We start from the raw sequence: 19648 nt of genomic DNA, 5'->3' as shown, positions 1-19648 counted from the left end.
ATTCGAGGAAAGACAATGGCGAAAAAGGAAGCGGGCTCGGGAAAGTCGGTCGGTCTTGCGATCGCGGGCGCCCTTGCGGCAGGCCTGATCGTGGGTGTGGGCGTCCTATACGTGACCGGCGGATATGAAAGCAATGCGCAGGTCGCATCCAGCTGTCCGGCAAACGCGAGCCTTGCCGCCGCCATCGACGAAGCCGCCCGGGGAGAGGTCGCGGCCGTTAGGCCCGTGGATACCCCGTTCGACGTCACGTCCATCGCCTTCAAGGACGCCGACGGCGCACAGAAAAGCCTCGCCGATTTTTCCGGCCAGACGCTTCTCGTCAATCTCTGGGCGACCTGGTGCGCGCCCTGCCGGGCCGAGATGCCGGCGCTCGACGAACTGGAGCGTGAGCGCGGCGGCGAGGACTTTTCGGTCATCCCGATCAATGTCGATACGGGCGACCCGTCGAAGCCCAAGACGTTTTACGAAGAAACGGGGCTGACGGACCTGCCGTTTTTCCGCGACGAGACGATGGGCGTCTTCCAGAACCTGAAAAGCCAGGGAACAGCCTTCGGTCTGCCCGTCACGCTTCTCGTCGATGGGGACGGCTGCGCAAGAGCGGCTGTCAATGGGCCGGCCGAATGGGCAAGCCCCGACGCGATCCGCCTGATCGACGCCGTCCGCAACCCCGGCTCGGCCTGATACCTCCCGCGAACGTTCGCCGGACGTTGCGCGGAAAGCCGCTATGGGACGGTGCCCGCGACGGGGTGCCACCCGCAATCTCAGCAAGGGATCGATCAGCGCTTGGTCATTCTCGAGCTAGAGCATGATCCGAAAAGTTGCATGACTTTTCGGATCACATCATGCGGCAAAACAAAAGCTTAGAGCGAAGTGCCGAGCCAGACTTGTCGCATTTCGCTCTGTGTCCTGAGATCGACCATCGAGAGGGACACGAACGCCTGCCATCCGGAGGATGCAGGGGCCGGCATGTTTCATGCGGGCACTCCCGCCCGGCGTCAGACGACGGCGACTGGCGAGACAGCTTGCAGCAGAAGATCAGATTTTTTTGAGGTTCAGAAATGCGAAGAGAGCCGCACGGCCTGGAGGGGGATACGCCGTTGCGACTCTCTTGCATTTTCTAACGAGCGGGGGTCCTGGAGAGGGGGAAGAGGACCGGTCGCTCCCAAACATCGGCGGTAAAGCGGGGGACATGCTTTAGGGCCGACCCGACGTTTCAGCGTCGTTGTGATAAAGATGCTACGGGAGCCGCCCAAAATCAAGCGGGAATACGCGCGCGATCGCGTCACATCCGCGTGAGTGACAGTTAGGCGCTAGAAACCACGGAACACCGCTGCGTTCAAGCCCCTAAATTTCATATGGATTCTTATTGTATACAGCTTACGACCCAATAGGGCGCACAGGCTGCTAGCCTGAAAAGATTCCGAAAATCAATCCATGACCAGCGGCGTCTCGCAGTTATCCCCATCCCCGTAACGCTCGATGATCGCCGAAGACATCAGATAAACCTCCGAGGGCGAGATTTTCGCCATGCCGAAGGTGTCGAACTGGCTCTTGTCCAGATCAACGCGCGTCATGAGGACGACGCCGGAATGACGCTTGTCCCGCATGATCGTCTTGAACAGCGCATCGACGGTCTCGCCCTCTCCCTCGAGGATCTGGGTGATGATCCGGCCATCATAGGCGATCACGCCGCGCACTCCGCGCGTTTCGTTGCGCCGGGTCGATTCGGCCACCAGTTCGCGGAAGGCATCCTTGCTGAGGTCGTTGGCAATGCTGCTATAGGTGATGTGACGCATCGATCGTCGAAGTTCCATTCCTTTGGCTTCCGAGGAAGAGCCGGTTCGAGCGCAAGAGAGTCACGGCTGGCAGTCAGTCTACAGGCGATCGATTCGGATCGTCAAAAGCCCCGCGGTAAAGCCGGATACTCGCCTTGCTTCCCCGCTTGCCTAACTTGCCTAGTCTGAACGTCCGATTGACAGCACCGCTTTGCTGGTCGATTGCCGGGTGAGCACGAGTTGATGACAAGGGCACCACATATGAGTGACATGACGACGGTGAACGACCTTGAGGTCGCAACGAACCTGAAAACATTCATCGACGAGGAGGCACTTTCCGATACGGGCATCACGCCCGATCAGTTCTGGTCGTCCTTCTCCTCGCTTCTGAACGATCTCGCTCCGAAGAACCGTGAGCTGCTGCAGATCCGCGAGGACATGCAAGCCAAGATCGACGAATGGCACCGCGCCCAGCACGGCAAGCAGATCGATGCCGACGAATACCAGGCCTTCCTGCGCGAGATCGGCTACATCGTCAGCGAGGGAGCCGACTTCGAGATCCAGACGTCGAAGGTCGATCCCGAGATCGCCACGGTGCCGGGCCCGCAGCTCGTCGTTCCGATCATGAACGCCCGCTACCTCCTCAACGCGGCCAATGCGCGCTGGGGCTCGCTCTACGACGCGCTCTACGGCACGGATGCCATGGGGGACGAGCCGGAGGGCAAGGGCTACGACCGTGCACGCGGGGCCCGCGTCGTCACCTGGGCCAAGAGCTTCCTCGACAATGTCGCGCCGCTTGACCGCATCTCGCACATCGACGTCGAGCAATACACCGTTTCCGACGGCACGCTGATCGCCAAGTTCGGCGACGGCAAGACGGCGCGGTTGAAGAACCCGCTCGCCTTCGTCGGCTATTCCGGCGATGCGGAAAAGCCGTCCGCCATCCTCCTCAAGCACAACGGCCTGCACGTCGAGATCAAGATCGATGCCACGCACATGGTCGGTAAGAACGACCGGGGCAATGTCGCCGACGTTCTGCTCGAATCGGCCGTGACGGCGATCTGCGATTGCGAGGATTCGGTTGCGGCCGTCGACGCCGAGGACAAGACGCTGGTCTACCGCAACTGGCTTGGCCTCATGAAGGGCGATCTCACGGAGAGCTTCGACAAGGGCGGCAAGACGGTGACCCGCGCGCTCAATCCAGATCGCCAGTACACCACGCCGGATGGCTCCACGATCGCCGTTCCCGGGCGGGCGCTGCTGCTCGTGCGCAATGTCGGCCACCTGATGACCAATCCGGCGATCCGCCTCAAGGATGGCTCCGAGGCGCCCGAAGGCCTGATGGACGCGATGATCACGACGATGATCGCGATTCACGACCTGAAGAAAATGGGCGGCATGCGCAATTCGCGCGCCCGCTCGGTCTATATCGTCAAGCCGAAGATGCACGGACCCGACGAGGTCGCCTTCACCGACGAGATCTTCACACGGGTCGAGCAGGCTCTCGGCCTCGATCCGAACACGGTGAAGATCGGCATCATGGACGAGGAGCGGCGCACGACCGTCAATCTCAAGGAATGCATCCGCGCCGCCCGTCACCGGGTGTTCTTCATCAATACCGGCTTCCTCGATCGCACGGGCGACGAGATCCATACCTCCATGGAAGCCGGCCCCATGGTCCGCAAGACCGTGATGAAGGACCGCACCTGGATCAAGGCCTACGAGGACTGGAACGTGGATGTGGGTCTTGCCTGCGGGTTCCGCGGCAAGGCGCAGATCGGCAAGGGCATGTGGGCCGCGCCCGCCAAGATGAACGACATGCTGAACCAGAAGGTCGGCCATCCCCAGGCCGGCGCGAACTGCGCCTGGGTGCCCTCGCCGACCGCGGCAACGCTCCACGCGACCCACTATCACCGGGTCGACGTTCTCGCATGGCAGGAGGCGATCGCCGCAAAGGGCCGCCGCGCCATCCTCTACGACCTGTTGACGATTCCGCTCGCCAACCGCGCCAACTGGCCGGAGCAGCAGATCAAGGACGAGCTGCGCAACAATGCGCAGGGCATTCTCGGCTATGTCGTGCGCTGGGTCGATCAGGGCGTCGGCTGCTCCACCGTGCCGGACATCAACGATGTCGGCCTGATGGAGGACCGCGCGACCTGCCGCATTTCCTCCCAGCACATCGCCAACTGGCTCCATAACGGCGTCGTCTCGGAAGACGAGGTGATGGCTGCGATGAAGGAGATGGCCAAGAAGGTCGACGAGCAGAACGCCGGCGATTCGAACTACGAAAAAATGGACGGCCGCTTCGATGAGTCGATCGCCTTCAAGGCGGCCTGCGACCTCGTCTTCAAGGGCCGCGTCCAGCCTTCGGGCTATACCGAGCCGGTTCTGCACGCCCGCCGTTTGGAGAAGAAGGCCGAAAAGGCCGCCTGAGTCCAAAGGCATTTGACAGTCTTTGCGGCGCCGGACTGGTAAAGTCCGGCGCCGTTTTCAGATCACCGTACCGTGACGGTTTTCGTTCGCGTTTCCACCACCGCGCCGTCTCGTTTCAGCGTGATCTGAAGCGTCCAGTCGCCCTTGGCGGGCGACCTGCCGCGACCGGCGAACTGCATATAGGCGGCCTTGTGGCGGCCGAGCGGCTTCGTCTCGGTCTCGGTATAGGTCGAACCGTCCGGCGCCGTGATCTTGAAATGGAGGCGGTCGCCCTTTTCAAGGTTGAGGAACCAGCCCCAGCCGACGGTCGCACGATCGCCCGCCTTGAGGTCGGGCGGCGGCCCTTCGGGCATCAGCTTGTCGTAGTCGGGCGGGCGCCCGGCCATTCCGAGCGCCATCACATGGGTGCTCGCCTTGTCGAAGAAATCGAGCGCGGCCTTCGACCACAGCGGATCGCCACCGCTTTTCAGGCAACCGGAACCCACCGGCTTCCCCGTAAAGGGCTCGATCGTCTCGCCATCCTTTCGGATCGAGATGTGGAGATGGGGAAAGGCGGCCATGCCCGACGAGCCGACCTGCCCGATCGCCTCGCCCTTTTCGACGTGGTCGCCACGTCTGACCCGCATCGACCCCTTGCGCAGGTGGCAGTATTGCGACTGGAGCCCGCCATTGTGGTCGATGATTGCGCCATTGCCACAATGCTTGTCCTTGAAGCGCGGCCATTCGGACTTCTTGCGAACGGGATGATCCTCTTCCCCGTCCCTGATCGCGCGCACGATCCCATCGGCGACCGCAAGCACCGGCACGGATTTTTCGATATCAGGCATCGAGGGCACGCGGATATCCGACCCGCGGTGTCCCTCATAGGCGGCCTTGCCGCAAAACGGATCGACCACGCCCTTGCCATTCTGCATATCGGCATATTGCTGGAAAAAGCAGGTCACGCCCGGCTCGCAATCGAGCGGGACACCCAATCCCTCATCCTCGGCCAACGCTATTTTGCACGCCGAGACGAGCGTTGCCGCCGCGAGGGCCATTGCCTTCAGGCGATGCAAATTCTAATCCTCCCGGCTGAACGACCCCTTGGGGGTCGCGCTTCATTCGACAGGCACCGCCGCGGGATGCCTTCCCGCGACGGATGGGCTTCACACCGCGTCCATGTGAAGCATTTCACAGAACGAGTTTCCAGCCCGCCAGATCCATCGGGCCGGACAAAATACGGGACAAATCAATGGCCTCTCGCAAGCTTCTCCTCCTGCCGGGCGACGGCATCGGTCACGAGATCGCAAAAGAAGCGGAAAAGCTGATCGCAGTTCTGAACGAGGCAACCTCGGCCGGTTTCGAGACCGAACGCGCCCTCGTCGGCGGCGCGGCCTATGACGATTGCGGCGAGGCCGTCAGTCCAGCGACGATGGAACTCGCGCTTGTGGCGGATGCGGTGCTCTTCGGCGCGGTCGGCGGCCCGAAATGGGACAGCGTTCCCTACGACAAGCGTCCTGAAGCGGGGCTCCTGCGACTGCGCAAGGATCTGGAGCTCTTCGCCAATCTCAGACCCGCGATCTGCTATCCGGCGCTTGCCGACGCGTCCTCCCTGAAGCGCCACGTCATCGAGGGTCTCGACATTCTGATCGTGCGCGAATTGACCGGCGGCGTCTATTTCGGTGAGCCGAAGGAGATCGTCGATCTCGGCAATGGTCAGAAGCGAGCGGTCGATACCCAGGTCTACGAAACCTATGAGATCGAGCGCATCGCACGGGCCGCCTTCGAACTGGCACGCACCCGCCGGGGCAAGGTCACCTCGATGGAAAAGCGCAATGTCATGAAGACCGGCCTCTTCTGGAACGAGGTCGTGACGCGCATCCACAAAGAGGAATTCGCGGACCTCACCCTCGAGCACGAACTCGCCGATGCCGGTGGCATGAAGCTGGTGCGCGAGCCCAAGCAGTTCGACGTCATCGTCACGGACAACCTCTTCGGCGACATGCTCTCCGACATCGCGGCGATGCTGACGGGCTCGCTCGGCATGCTGCCGTCTGCCTCGCTCGGAACGGCTGACGAGGCGACAGGACGGCGCAAAGCACTCTATGAGCCGGTGCACGGCTCCGCACCCGATATCGCGGGCAAGGGTTTGGCCAACCCCATCGCGATGATCGCCTCGCTCGCCATGTGCCTGCGCTATTCCTTCCAGATGAACGGGGAAGCGGACGCGCTGGAACAGGCGATCGCCGACACGCTCAACGACGGCATCCGCACCGGCGACATCATGGCGGAGGGTTGCCAGCAAGTCGGCACAAGCGGCATGGGCGATGCGATCGCCGAACGCTTCCGCGCAAAGCTTTCGGGCTGAGCGAGTTTCCCTCAATAAAAAGAAGGCCCGGCGCCATCTGGCGGCCGGGCCTTTTCTATTTCTGCGTCGATAACAGGCTTTTTCAGCCCTTGGCTGAAGCCACGGCGCGCTTGGTGACGACCTTCACCAGATTGGCGCGGTAGCTCGCCGAGCCGTGCATGTCGCCCATCATGGCATCGGCCGAGATCGACACGCCCTCGAGGGCCGAGCCATCGAAATTGCCGTTGAGCGCGCTTTCGGCATCGCTCCAGCGGAATACGCCGTTATTGCCTGCGCCCGTCACGCCGACACCGACGGAGCCATCCGCGCGCTTGGCGACGAAGACACCGGCCATGGCATAGCGTGACGCCGGATTACGGAATTTCTCCCAGCCGGCCGCCTGGGGCGGTTCGAAGGAGACCGCCGTCACGATCTCGTCTTCCTCAAGCGCCGTTTCGAACATGCCGGTGAAGAAATCATCGGCCGACACATCACGCTTATTGGTGTGGATCGTTCCGCCCATGGCGAGAAGCGCCGCCGGATAATCCGCCGCCGGGTCGTGATTGGCGACGGAGCCGCCGATCGTGCCCATATGGCGCACGGCCGGATCGCCGATCAGGCCCGCGAGATAGGAGAAGGTCGGCGCGTGCTGCTTGATCGTCTCGTTCGCCTTGATCTCGGCATGGGTCGTGCCGCCACCGATCTTCACGCGTCCGTTCTCGAAGCTGATGCCCTTGAGTTCGGCGATATGGCGCAGATCGATCAGCGTGCTCGGCATTGCGAGCCGCGCCTTCATGGTCGGGATCAGCGTCATGCCGCCCGACATCAGCTTGCCGTCGCCTTCGCTTTCACCGATGAGCTTGACCGCCTCGTCGATGCTCGTCGGGCGTTGATAGGTTGTTTCGTACATTGAAAAGGCCTCCCTTGGTGTCCCGGCCGGCTCCGCCGCTCCTTGAGGCGGCATTCGAGCAGGCGGCGCGGAACGCTCACTTGAACCGAAGCATCTCGGCGGCGGACGTATCTGCCCGCCGCCTCGTCCATCATCAGTTGACGGCGTTGAGCGCGTTCCAGACCTTTTCCGGGGTCGCCGGCATGGTCAGGTCGTTGTTGCCGATCGCATCGGTGATCGCGTTGATGACCGCCGGCGGCGCGCCGATCGCACCGGCCTCGCCGCAGCCCTTGAGGCCGAGCGGGTTGGTGGTGCAGGGCGTGACCAGCGTCTCGACCTTGAACATCGGCAGATCCCAGGCGCGCGGCATGGCGTAGTCCATGTAGGACGCCGTCACCAGCTGGCCGGTCTCATCGTAGTTGACGCCTTCGAGAAGCGCCTGGCCGATGCCCTGGGCGAGACCGCCATGCACCTGACCCTCGACGATCATCGGATTGATGACATTGCCGAAATCGTCGGCCGCGACGAACTGCACGACCTCGGTGACGCCCGTTTCCGGATCCACCTCGACCTCGCAGATGTAGCAACCGGCCGGGAAGGTAAAGTTCTGCGGATCGTAGAACGCGCCCTCTTTCAGGCCCGGCTCCATGCCGTCCGGCAGGTTGTGGCCGGTATAGGCGCCGAGGCAGACTTCGTGCCAGGCGAGCTTCTTGTCCGTACCAGCAACCTTCACCTCGCCGTTCTCGATGACGATATCGCCTTCGTCGGCCTCCAAAAGGTGGGCGCCGATCTTCTTGGCCTTCGCCTCGACCTTGTCGAGAGCCTTGGAGATTGCCGAACAGCCGACCGCGCCGGACCGTGAGCCGTAGGTGCCCATGCCGAACTGGACCTTGTCCGTGTCGCCATGGACGATCTGTACGTTGTCGACGGGCACGCCAAAGCGCTGGGACACGACCTGGGCGAAGGTCGTCTCGTGGCCCTGCCCGTGGCTGTGCGAGCCGGTGAGGATCTCGATCGTGCCGACCGGATTGACCCGGACCTCAGCCGATTCCCACAAGCCGACGCCAGCGCCGAGCGAACCGACCGCCTTGGACGGCGCGATGCCGCAGGCCTCGATATAGCAGCTCATGCCGAGGCCGCGCAGCTTGCCTCTGGACTTGGCTTCCTGACGCCGCGCCTCGAAACCGGCGACATCGGCCAACTTCATGCCGGCTTCCAGGCAGGCTTCGAAGTCGCCGGTGTCATAGTTCATGATGACCGGCGTCTGGTGCGGGAATTCGCGGATGAAGTTGATCCGGCGGAATTCGGCCGGCGACATGCCGAGCTCGCGGGCCGCCGTCTCCATCGTGCGCTCGATGAGATAGGTCGCCTCCGGGCGGCCTGCCCCGCGATAGGCGTCGACCGGTGCGGTGTTGGTGTAGACGCCCTTCACGTTCGCGTAGATCGCCGGGATATTGTACTGGCCCGACAGGAGCGTCGCATAGAGATAGGTGGGCGTCGCGGAGGAGAACAGCGACATGTAGGCGCCGAGATTGGCGACCGTGTTGACCCTGAGGCCCAGGATCTTGTGGTTCTCGTCGAGCGCCATCTCCACGTCCGAGACATGGTCACGACCGTGCGCGTCGGTGAGGAAGGCTTCCGTGCGATCGGAGGTCCATTTCACCGGCACTTCGGTGCGCTTGGACGCCCAGAGGCAGACGATCTCTTCCGGGTAGATGTAGATCTTCGCGCCGAAGCCACCGCCGACATCGGGCGCGATGACGCGGAGCTTGTGCTCGGGCGCGACATTGTAGAACGCGCTCATGACGAGACGTGCCACATGCGGGTTCTGGGAGGTCGTGTAGCAGGTGTAGTGGTCTTCCGCCGGATTGTAGTGGCCGAGCGCGGCACGCGGCTCGATCGGGTTCGGCGACAGGCGGTTGTTGATGATGTCGAGCTTGATCACCTTGGCCGGGTTTTCGAAGGCCTTGGCCGTCGCATCGGCATCGCCGATTTCCCAGTCGAAGCAGAGATTGTTCTCGGCCTCGGGATGAAGCTGCGGCGCGCCTTCCTTCAGCGCGTCCGGGCCTTTGACGACGACCGGCAGCTCCTCGTACTCGATCATCACCGCTTCGGCGGCATCGCGGGCCTGTGCCTGGGTGTCGCCGACGACGATACCGATCGGCTGCCCGACATAGCGCACGATGCCGTCCGCCAGCGCCGGATAGGCACCCATCTTCATCGGCGAGCCGTCCTTGGACGTCACCTGCCAGCCGCAGATGATGTTGCCGATCCCGTCGGCCTTCAGCTGCTGTCCGTCGAGGAACTCGATGAAGCCCGGCATATCCCTTGCCGCCGAAGCGTCGATCGATGTGATCTTCGCGTGGGCGTGCGGCGAGCGCACGAACGCGGCATATTTCATGCCGGGAACCGACATGTCGTCGGTGTAGCGGCCCTTGCCGGTGATGAACCGGCGATCTTCCTTGCGCAATACCTTTGCGCCGATACCTTCGACACCCATGGGTGTACCTCCCTAGATTCTGAAGCAGGAAAGCCGCAACGCAAAAGGGGCGCGGCATTCGACCGATCTGTTCATGAAACGGCAGCGCCAGCCAAGGCGATGCCGGCCGATCACTCGGCCGCGACCTGCTGGCTGGCGCCCATTTTGGACGCGGCGTCGAGCGCGGCCTTCACGATGTTGTGGTAGCCGGTGCAGCGGCAGATATTGCCGTCGAGCTCCTCGCGCACGGTCTCCTCGTCGAGGTTCGAGCCGTGACGATTGATCATGTCCGTGATCGTCATGATCATGCCCGGCGTGCAGAACCCGCACTGGAGACCGTGATGTTCCTTGAACGCGGTCTGGACCGGGCTGAGATCCTGGCCCTTGGCGATCCCCTCGATCGTCGTGACGTCGGAGCCCGAGGCCTGAACGGCGAGCATGGTGCAGGATTTGACCGCCTTGCCGTCGACATGGACCACGCAGGCACCGCATTGCGACGTATCACAGCCGACATGGGTGCCGGTCAGGTGAAGATTGTCGCGAAGGAAATGCACCAGCAGCGTGCGATCCTCGCACTGGCCGGTCACCTTGCGCCCGTTCACCGTCATTGAAACTTGGCTCACTTGTTCCTCCCATCGAAACTTGCCGGCAGGCCTGCGCCCGCCTTTCGCAACCCTTACCCGCCGCGATACCGGCGGGCCTCCTCAAGCGCGAACGTGCCGTCTTTCTTGGAATCATGCAAGACAAGGGGAGCGGCTCGCGCGATCGGCCTGATCGCCCGGCATCCTGCGCGCGGAATGGGGCTTTGGGTATTGGACCTTCGTGCAGCATGGAACCATTCCAACCTCGCCGGCAGACAGCCTCGGCTTTGCCGCCGGGGGACCCGCCGTCGAAACGACTGTCAAGCGGCAAGCTGTTCCTGTGACAGGTTCGGCACAAGTCTCGGGCGAAGCAGAGGCGATCGGGTCGAATCGCCGCAAGTTGATCTGAACACCGGTTGTTATCTTTAACCAAATCGTTCTTTTTGCAGACGAGTATTGGGGTCTGCCGGGACGGCGGCGACGAAGATCGCTCCGTTTGCATGACACACTATCGCCGTGGGGATGCGGCTGACAGCCGGCGACACGCGTTATGAGAACGCTGAGGGGGAATTCGCGTTTTGGGGATTTGGCCGCGCCAGGTCGGTGTTTTGCTTGTCGCGACGATGGTCGCCGCTGCAGCGGCGCCGTACGAGGCGTCGGCGTTCGAACTCTTCGGATACAAGTTCTTCGAGAGCGAGGACGACAGCGAGTTCGACGTCATCAATCCACTGCAATACTCAGTCCGCATCGAGGTGACCCAGACGCCGGACGGCGATCAGGAGCTTGCGAGCGTCATCGAGGACTCCTCGGTGCTGGCCGCCGACGAGGGCGAGCCGGTGGCCGGCTCCCTCGGCCTCATCGCCAAGGCCCGGACAGATCGCAAGCGGCTGGTCGCGGCGCTCTTCGAACAGGCCCGCTATGACGGTCTCGTCTACATCTTCATCGACGGGAAGAACCTTACCGAAATCGAGCCGGACACCAAGTTCACCGGCCCCGTGCCCGTCCTGATCCGCGTTCTGCCGGGGCCGAAATACGAGCTCGGCCGCGTTTCGGTGAACACGGGCGGCGTGCCGGTCGATCCAGCCGAATACGGGCTGGAACCGGGCGGTTCGGCCTCGTCGGTCGCCGTCCTCGATGCCGAATCCAAGATCTACAGCGAATTGCGCGAGGACGGCCGGCCCTTCGTCGCCGTGACCCGGCGCGATATCCTGGCGGATGCCGCGACCGACAGGCTGGACTATCTGACCGACATCTCGCCCGGCCCGCGCGTGCCTTTCGGCGAGACCTGGGTCTCGGGCGCCGATAAGGTCGATCCCGGCTTCGTCGCCTATATGGCCGGCATCTATGCCGACCAGGTCTTTTCACCGAAGGAGCTGGAAAAGGCCCGCAAGCGCCTCGTCGATCTCGGCGTCTTCTCGTCCGTGGTCGTCAAGGAAGCCAAGAGCCAGGCCCCCGACGGCAGCCTGCCGGTGCAGGTGACCGTCGCCGAACGTCAGAAGTTCGGCTTCTACGGCGTCGGCGCCACCTATTCCAACACTCAGGGCGCCGGATTCTCCGGCTATGTCGGGCACCGCAACCTGTTCGGCCGGGCCGAGAACATCCGCCTCGACGCCTCGATCTCCCGCATCGGTGCGACCGCCGTCTCGGGCACGGCGCGCGAAATCGAGGGCATCGATTTCAACACCTCTCTCGTCTTCAAGAAGCCGGGCGTTCTCGGTCCCGACTCGGTCTATATCGGATCGATCGCCGCCGGCCGCGAGCAGCCGCTGGCCTATGACCGGCTTTTCATCAACGCGACCAGCGGCGTCGAATACGAGATCGACGACGTCCAGAAACTGCAGGTCAGCGTAAAGGCCGAATACGAGGAGATCACCGATTTCCTCGGCACGCGGGAATATCTGATCGGTTCGGTTCCGGCGATCTATACCTTCGACAGCCGGAACAACGAGCTCAATCCGACAGAAGGATTCTTCGCCCAGGCGCGGCTCGAACCTTCCTACGGGATCAATACCTCGAACTTCTTCCTGAACTCGCGTCTCGACGGCCGGACCTACTATTCCCCGCTCGAAAGCGACCGGCTCATTCTCGCAGCCCGGCTCGGCTACGGCACGATCTTCGGCGCCTCCCTGGCGGACGTGCCGAACGACCGCCGCTTCTATGCCGGCGGCGGCGGATCGGTGCGCGGCTACGAATACCAGTCGATCAGTCCCTATTATCCGTCCGTTGCCGGGCCGGGGCAGAACGCGATCTTCGAGGATACGCCCAAGGGCGGCCTCTCCCTCGTCGATGGATCGGCCGAGGCGCGCATCGGCGTCACCGAGAATATCCAGATCGTGCCCTTCGTCGATTTCGGTATCGCCTCGGAAGACCTCGTACCCGATTTCGGCGACGTGAAGATCGGCACCGGTATCGGCGCCCGCTATCTCACGTCCTTCGGTCCGATCCGCGTCGATGTCGCCTTCCCCCTCGAACCGGGGCCCCGCGATGCGGACTTCCAGATCTACGCAGGCATCGGACAGGCTTTCTAGGACATGACCGTTTTCGCCCGCCTTCTCTCGATCGTCGCCGGCCTCATGATCGCGGCCGCACTCCTTGCGCCCCGCCCTGCCGAGGCGCAGGAATTCATCGCCAGCCAGATCGAGAATCTGATCAATTCCGATACGATGACCGTGAAGATCGACGGCCTGTCAGGCGCGCTCACGGGCGATATCCGGATCGAGACCGTCACCGTCTCCGATCCTGAGGGCGTCTTCCTGACCGCAAGCGATCTTGCGATGGACTGGTCGCCACTGTCGCTGGTGCGCTCCAACGTCAATATCGAGAACCTGACAGCCGGTCAGATCGTACTGGAACGGCTTCCGGTCGGCCAGCCGGCCGCAGCGGACAGCGCGGACTCCGGTGGGTTTTCCCTCCCCTCGATCACCGCCAATATCGACAATCTGTCGATCAAGGAGTTCGTCATCGGCGAGGCGATCGCGGGAACACGCGCGCGCCTCTCGGCGAATGCCTCCCTCGCGCTCGCCGACGATCCCGTCAATCTGTCGGTGAAGGCCGATATTCAACGGCTCGACCAGCCGGGCCAGATCGTCCTCGATCTCGGATTTGCACCCGACGAGAACCAGCTGACGGTCGACATCCAGGCGAGCGAACCCCAGGGCGGTCTTGTCGCGAGCCTCCTCGATATTCCCGATCGTCCGGCGGTCAACCTCAGCGTCAACGGTTCCGGCCCGCTGTCGGACTTCATGGCCAATGGCGCGCTCGATGTCGGCGGTGAACAAGCCGCCTCCCTGACGGCACGCGTCAACCAGGTGGACGCGGGACGCCGCGTGAGCCTGTCGCTCTCGGTCGCCGCGGCCCGGTTCGTGCCGGAAGCCTATGCGCGATACGTGGAAGGCGGCGCGAATATCGACGCGCAGGTCGTTATCAACGACGACGGCACCTACCGCATCGATCAGGCGCAGATCGCCTCGGACGTCATCCAGCTGAACGCACAGGGCGCAATCGATCCGAGCGGCGACGGCAACGATCTGAAGGTCAGCCTCCAGTCGGCAGGCCGGGGCGCGCTGGAGTTGAATTTCGGCAGTGTGAACCTCACGATCGCCGAACTCGACGCCGCGATCAAGGGTGCGCTGTCCAATGCCACGCTGGACGTTTCAGCCTCGCTTCCAGCAGGCGGCTACGCCGACTATCAAGCCAAGGGCGTCAACGCGACGCTTAAGAGCCAGGGCTTCAATCTCACCGGATTTCAGGGACCTGTGACGATCGTCGCGACCGCCGAACAGATGGCCGCGCCAGACGGCATCCAGCAGCGCGTCCTCACCGCCCCGCTCAGGATCGAGGCGAACGGCGCGCTGACCGAGAACGGCCTGCGTTTCGATCCCTCGACGGCGACCACGGAAACGGCGAAGGTCAACGTCTCGGGTACCGCCGCCCTCACTTTCTCGACGTTCAACCTGACGGTTGATTCAACATTCAAGACCTCGGCGATTTCCGCCGCTCTCGTTCCGATCGCGGGCGACGAACTTGGCCTCGACGGCAATGTCATCAGAACCGCTGAGGGTTTCCGGGTCTCGAACCTTGCCATCGATTCCACCGGCCTTTCGGTGAACGGCAGCGCGGCGCTCCTGAACGATACGGTTTCGGCCGACATCACCGGCCGGTTGAGCGAAGCCTCCAGCGTGAATGCCTCGCTTTCAGGCACCGCCGAGTTCGCGCTTCAGGCGAGCGGACCGCTCGATGCGCCCGACATCGATCTCACCGTCGACGGAAACCAGCTTTCGATCAACGGCCAGACCCTCGCCGATCTTCAGGTCAAGGCGCGCGGCACGCTTGCCTCCGACCAGCCGAGCGGCAATCTCGAAATCACCGGCACGCTCGACGGGGCACCGCTCGAAGGCCGCGCCGAGCTGCTCACCCGTCCCGATGGCGACCGTCAGATCGCCAATCTTCTCATCCGCCAGGGCGAGAACCGGGTCACCGGCGATCTCCTCCTCACAGACAATTTCACGCCGACTGGCACGATCGACGTGGCGATCCAGGATATCGGTCCGCTCGCCGCACTCGGCGGCCTTCAGGCCTCCGGTGACGTCAAGGGCACGATCGGTCTCGATCGCGACGGTGACAACACCCCGATCGCACGGCCGGATATCACGGCGAACACGCTGTCCATCGCGGGCACCACGCTTCAGAACGCCGTCGTCGATCTTCAGGTCTCCGACTATCTCGGCACGCCCTTCGCGACCGGCACTGTCACCGCGAGCACCATCGATACAGGGGTCGTGGCGGTCTCGAATCTCGACGTGACGCTCGGCCGCGAGGGCGAGTTCAACACGCTGGAAGCCAATGCGCAGGCGAATGGCGTGCCGATCGAACTCGATGCGCGCGCCCGCTTCGCCCCCGATGAGACCGTGCTTGCGATCACCCAGCTGGTGGCCGACATTCCCCAGGCGACGGTTCGCCTCGAAGACAATGCCCGCGTGACCATCGCCGACGGCGTCACCAGCATCGACGGCTTCACCCTTTCGATCGGCGACGGCTCCTTGAGCGTTTCCGGCAATGCCGGCGACACGCTTTCCCTCGACATCGCCATGAGCGCGGTTCCCGTTTCCGTCGCCGGCCCCTTCGTCGAGGGCGTCGATCCGTCGGGTCTCGTCACCGGCACGGCTCAGGTCACCGGCGCAAGCGATAATCCGACGGCGGTCTTCGACGTTTCCGGCAGCGACCTCACGACCACGCAGCTTCGCGACACCGAGGTTCCGCCGGTCGATGTCCGCGTGACCGGGCGCTACGAAGATTCGGTCCTCACCCTGTCGCAGGCGCGGGCGACCTTCGGCGAAGGATCGCTGACGGCCTCCGGCTCTGTCGGCGAGACCTACGATCTCACCGTCAACCTCGACGAATTGCCGGTCGGTCTTGCCAACGGCTTCGTCACGGGGCTCAACGCAAGCGGCGACATCTCCGGCAATGCCCGCGTCACGGGCCCCCGCGACGATCCGAACGCGGTCTTCGATCTTTCAGGCTCCGGCATCACCACGCCCGAGATCGCCCGCGCGAACATTCAGCCGCTTACCCTCGACGTGGCGGGTTCCTACGAGAGCGGCACCGCGACCATCGATCGGGCGAATGTCGAAGCAGGCCAGGCATCCCTGCGCGCTTCCGGCACGGTCGGCGAGACCCTCGACGTTCAGGCCCAGCTCCAGCAGTTCCCGGTCGGAATCGCGAACGCCTTCGTCGACAATCTCAACGCGACCGGCACCCTGTCCGGCACGGCTGAAGCCAGCGGACCGCTGGGCGATCCGAACGCCACCTTCGACATCGAGGGTTCGGGCATCACCACGCGCGAAATCTCTCAGTCCGGCATCCAGCCGCTCAGCCTGCGTCTCGCCGGCGCCTATGGCAACGGCACGGCCCGCATCCAGACGGGGGTCGTCAATGTGGGCGACGGTTCGCTCAACGTGTCGGGCGCGATCGGCCAGAACCTCGACGTGGATCTCGACATCAACCGCCTGCCTGTGGGCCTTGCCAACGGTTTCGTCGAGGATCTCGATGCGTCCGGTACGATCTCGGGCCGGGCCAGCGCATCGGGCTCGATCTCCGATCCGACGGCGGAATTCTCGCTCGAAGGCCGCCAGATCACGACCACGGCCCTCAGGCAGGGTGGCATCGACCCGCTGACCCTCGACATCGCGGGGTCCTATGCCAACAAGATCCTTCGCCTGAGCGAGGCCGAGCTCGACGTCGGGACCGGCTCGCTGACGGCCTCGGGGACGGTCGGCGAAACCCTCGATCTCGATCTTCGGATCAACCAACTTCCCGTCGGCCTCGCCAACGGCTTCGTCGAAGGGCTCGGCGCCGAAGGTACGATCTCCGGCACCGCTTCTGCGACCGGCTCGCTCGCAGATCCCCACGCCGAATTCCAGCTTGAGGGCCGTGGGATCACCACACGGCAGATCGCCCAGTCCGGCGTCGCCCCGCTGACGCTCGACGCGGCCGGTTCCTTCGGGAACAAGACGCTGACGCTCCAGACCGCTGATCTCAAGGTCGGCGCGGGTTCGCTGACAGCCACAGGCACCGTGGGTGAAAACCTCGACATCAATGTCGACATCAGTCAGCTGCCGGTCGGTCTCGCCAATGGCTTCGTCGACGGTCTCGGTGCCGAAGGCACTATTTCGGGCACCGCGTCCGCCACCGGATCCCTTTCCGATCCAAACGCCCGCTTTGATCTTTCCGGCTCCGGCATCACCACGCGCCAGCTGCGCGACGGCAATGTGGCCCCGCTCACCCTCGATGCATCCGGCACCTATGCCGGCGGCACGCTCACCCTTGCGAATGCACAGCTCGACATCGGCTCAGGCTCCCTGACGGCGTCGGGGACGGTGGGCGAAACGCTCGACATCTCAGCGAATCTCAACGCCCTCCCGGTCGGCCTTGCCAACGGTTTCGTCGATGGCCTCGGCGCACGCGGCACGATCTCGGGCACCGCCCAGGCGAGCGGCCCCGTCTCCGACCCGAACGTGACCTTCGATCTAGCGGGCTCCGGCATCACGACGACACAGATCGCGCGCTCCGGCACGGCCCCGCTGTCCTTCGATGCAGCCGGCACCTATTCCGGCGGCAGTGTGAGGATCGAAACGGCTGACGTGAATGTCGGCTCGGGATCGCTCAACGCGTCCGGCACCGTGGGCGAGACGCTCGACGTCGCGGTGAGGCTTAATCAGCTCCCGGTGGGCCTTGCCAACGGTTTCGTCGACGGACTTGGTGCACAGGGCACGATCTCCGGCTCGGCGCAGGCGACGGGGTCCCTGTCCAATCCAAACGCGGATTTCGACCTTTCCCTCGCCAATGTTTCGGTCGCCCAGAGCCGTTCGGCCGGGGCGCCGTCGATCAATGCCGAGATCGCGGGCAGCTATGCCAACCAGGCGGTCGATCTCAGCCAGGCCGTCTTCAACATCGGCTCGGGGCGGGTCACGGTCGCCGGTTCGGCGAGTGCGAGCAACCTCGATCTGACGGCGAATATCTCCAATCTGCCCCTGTCGATCGCCAGCGCCGCCGCGCCGGGTGTCGATCCGCAGGGCACGCTCAACGGTCAGGTGGTCGCCACCGGTTCGCCGACGAACCCGAATGTGAGGTACGATCTTTCGGCAACGGGCGTTTCGGTGGCCCAGATCCGCAGCGTGGGTGTCGGAGCACTCGCCATCGATACGAGCGGCACCTATACCGGCAACCAGGTCACGACGGATACGCGCGTCACCGGCTCCGGCATCGATCTCACGGCGGCCGGATCAGTGAACCTCGCCGGCGGCACGCCGACGCTGAACATCTCGGTCAACGGGTCCGCACCGCTGGAACTTGCCAACCGCACCCTCGCCGAAGGCGGCCGCTCGATCACCGGAACGGCCACCATCGACGCCAATGTGACCGGGCCGGTCACCCAGCCAAACGTGACAGGCACGATCTCCACCTCGGGCGCCCGCTTCGTCGATGCGACCGCCAATCTCATCGTCCAGAACATCAATACGACGATCAATCTCAACGGACAGACGGCGACGATCAGCGCCTTTTCGGCAAGTCTTGGCCGCGGCGGGACGATCGATGTGGGCGGCACGGTGGGCCTCACCCCGCCCTTCAATGCCGATATCTCGGTCTCCCTCGATCAGGGCCGCTATACCGATGGCGAGATCGTCACCGCCACCCTTTCGGCCGATATCACGATCACCGGCCCGCTCACGGCCGGTCCGACCATTGCCGGCGATGTGACCGCTCAGGAAATCAACATCCTCGTTCCGGAAAACCTGCCGAGCTCGCTTGCCCGGATCGACGTGACCCACGTCAACGCGGCACCTGCTGTCTACAAGCAGCAGCGGGAGCTCAATCCGGAAACGGCAGGCGGCTCTTCCGGCAATGGCGGTGTCAATCTGAACATCACCTTCAGCGCACCGAACCAGGTCTTCGTGCGTGGTCGTGGCCTCGACCTCGAACTCGGCGGTACGATCCAGATCACGGGCAACTCCGCAGATCCGCAGATCACAGGCGGTTTCGACCTGATCCGTGGCCGCTTCGGCATCCTCGGCCGCCGTCTCGACTTCGAGGAAGGAAGGCTCACCTTCACCGGCAATCTGGTGCCGACACTCGATCTTCTGGCGCGGTCCGACGCCGGCAACGTGACCGTCTTCATCGCGGTGACGGGGCCGGCCGACGATCCGAGCTTCACCTTCTCCTCCAACCCGACGCTTCCGCAGGACGAAGTGCTGGCACGGCTGATCTTCCAGCAGGGCACCAGCGACCTGTCGCCCCTGCAGATCGCCCAGCTCGCGGAAGCCGCAGCTTCGCTGGCGGGCGTCGGCGGATCGACCGGGCTCCTGGAAAACCTGCGTTCGCAGCTTGGAGTCGACGACCTCGACATCACGACGACGGCGGACGGCAAGACGGCAGTGGGCGTTGGCAAATACATCAACGACAACATCTATCTCGGCGTCGATTCGACCGGCCGTGTCTCGGTCAATCTCGATCTCGGCGCAGGCCTCAAGGCACGCGGTTCGGTCGATGCGGAAGGAGAAGGGGAAGTCGGCGTCTTCTACGAGGGCGAGTTCTGACGGGGATGTGACATCGGCTTTTCGCCTTCCTTTCGGGAGCCGGCATCCGGCCGGGCGTTGTCCTCGTAGTTTC

At 63.7% G+C, this 19648-nt stretch carries 10 protein-coding genes; 5 read left to right on the top strand and 5 right to left on the bottom strand.

All coding sequences use genetic code 11. The features are described from left to right. Positions 1-15 precede the first annotated feature (15 nt). Entirely contained in the window at positions 16-681 is a 666-nt protein-coding gene (tlpA, locus tag ABDX79_RS10325) for a thiol:disulfide interchange protein TlpA (protein ID WP_346220209.1), read from the top strand. A 746-nt stretch (positions 682-1427) separates the two neighbouring features. Here the strand turns inward: tlpA and ABDX79_RS10320 are convergent. Further along, positions 1428-1814 (bottom strand): BLUF domain-containing protein, encoded by a 387-nt coding sequence (locus ABDX79_RS10320; protein ID WP_346220208.1) that lies wholly within the window; start codon positions 1812-1814, stop codon positions 1428-1430. Between the two features lie 222 nt (positions 1815-2036). Here ABDX79_RS10320 and ABDX79_RS10315 point away from each other — a divergent pair, with 222 nt between their 5' ends. After that, complete coding sequence (locus ABDX79_RS10315) at positions 2037-4208, top strand: malate synthase G (protein ID WP_346220207.1); 2172 nt, start codon at positions 2037-2039, stop codon at positions 4206-4208. A gap of 62 nt (positions 4209-4270) precedes the next feature. Here ABDX79_RS10315 and ABDX79_RS10310 read toward each other — a convergent pair whose 3' ends face one another. Then, positions 4271-5263: a M23 family metallopeptidase gene (locus ABDX79_RS10310; RefSeq protein WP_346220206.1), complete on the bottom strand. Its 993-nt coding sequence runs from the start codon at positions 5261-5263 to the stop codon at positions 4271-4273. Between the two features lie 176 nt (positions 5264-5439). Between ABDX79_RS10310 and leuB the strand changes: the two genes are divergently transcribed. Further along, entirely contained in the window at positions 5440-6555 is a 1116-nt protein-coding gene (gene leuB, locus ABDX79_RS10305) for a 3-isopropylmalate dehydrogenase (protein WP_346220205.1), read from the top strand. Positions 6556-6637: 82 nt separating this feature from the next. On the opposite strand, the gene ABDX79_RS10300 is transcribed toward leuB, so the two are convergent. From ABDX79_RS10300 to ABDX79_RS10290, 3 genes are all read right to left on the bottom strand, one after another. Then, entirely contained in the window at positions 6638-7444 is an 807-nt protein-coding gene (locus ABDX79_RS10300; protein ID WP_346220204.1) for an FAD binding domain-containing protein, read from the bottom strand. Positions 7445-7577: 133 nt separating this feature from the next. After that, positions 7578-9923: a xanthine dehydrogenase family protein molybdopterin-binding subunit gene (locus ABDX79_RS10295; RefSeq protein ID WP_346220203.1), complete on the bottom strand. Its 2346-nt coding sequence runs from the start codon at positions 9921-9923 to the stop codon at positions 7578-7580. A gap of 110 nt (positions 9924-10033) precedes the next feature. Continuing rightward, positions 10034-10525 (bottom strand): (2Fe-2S)-binding protein, encoded by a 492-nt coding sequence (locus ABDX79_RS10290; protein ID WP_346220202.1) that lies wholly within the window; start codon positions 10523-10525, stop codon positions 10034-10036. 536 nt (positions 10526-11061) lie between these two features. Between ABDX79_RS10290 and ABDX79_RS10285 the strand changes: the two genes are divergently transcribed. Both ABDX79_RS10285 and ABDX79_RS10280 read left to right on the top strand, forming a co-directional pair. Next, complete coding sequence (locus tag ABDX79_RS10285; RefSeq protein ID WP_346220201.1) at positions 11062-13011, top strand: autotransporter assembly complex protein TamA; 1950 nt, start codon at positions 11062-11064, stop codon at positions 13009-13011. Positions 13012-13014: 3 nt separating this feature from the next. Beyond that, positions 13015-19575 carry a translocation/assembly module TamB domain-containing protein gene (locus ABDX79_RS10280; protein WP_346220200.1) on the top strand — a complete coding sequence of 2187 codons (6561 nt, stop codon included), beginning with the start codon at positions 13015-13017 and terminating at the stop codon, positions 19573-19575. Positions 19576-19648 lie beyond the last annotated feature (73 nt).

It is taken from the genome of Fulvimarina fulva, assembly GCF_039652615.1.
Lineage (GTDB): Bacteria > Pseudomonadota > Alphaproteobacteria > Rhizobiales > Rhizobiaceae > Fulvimarina.
The sequence above is the reverse complement of the archived record's forward strand: the minus strand, read 5'-3'. Positions and strand labels throughout refer to the sequence as shown.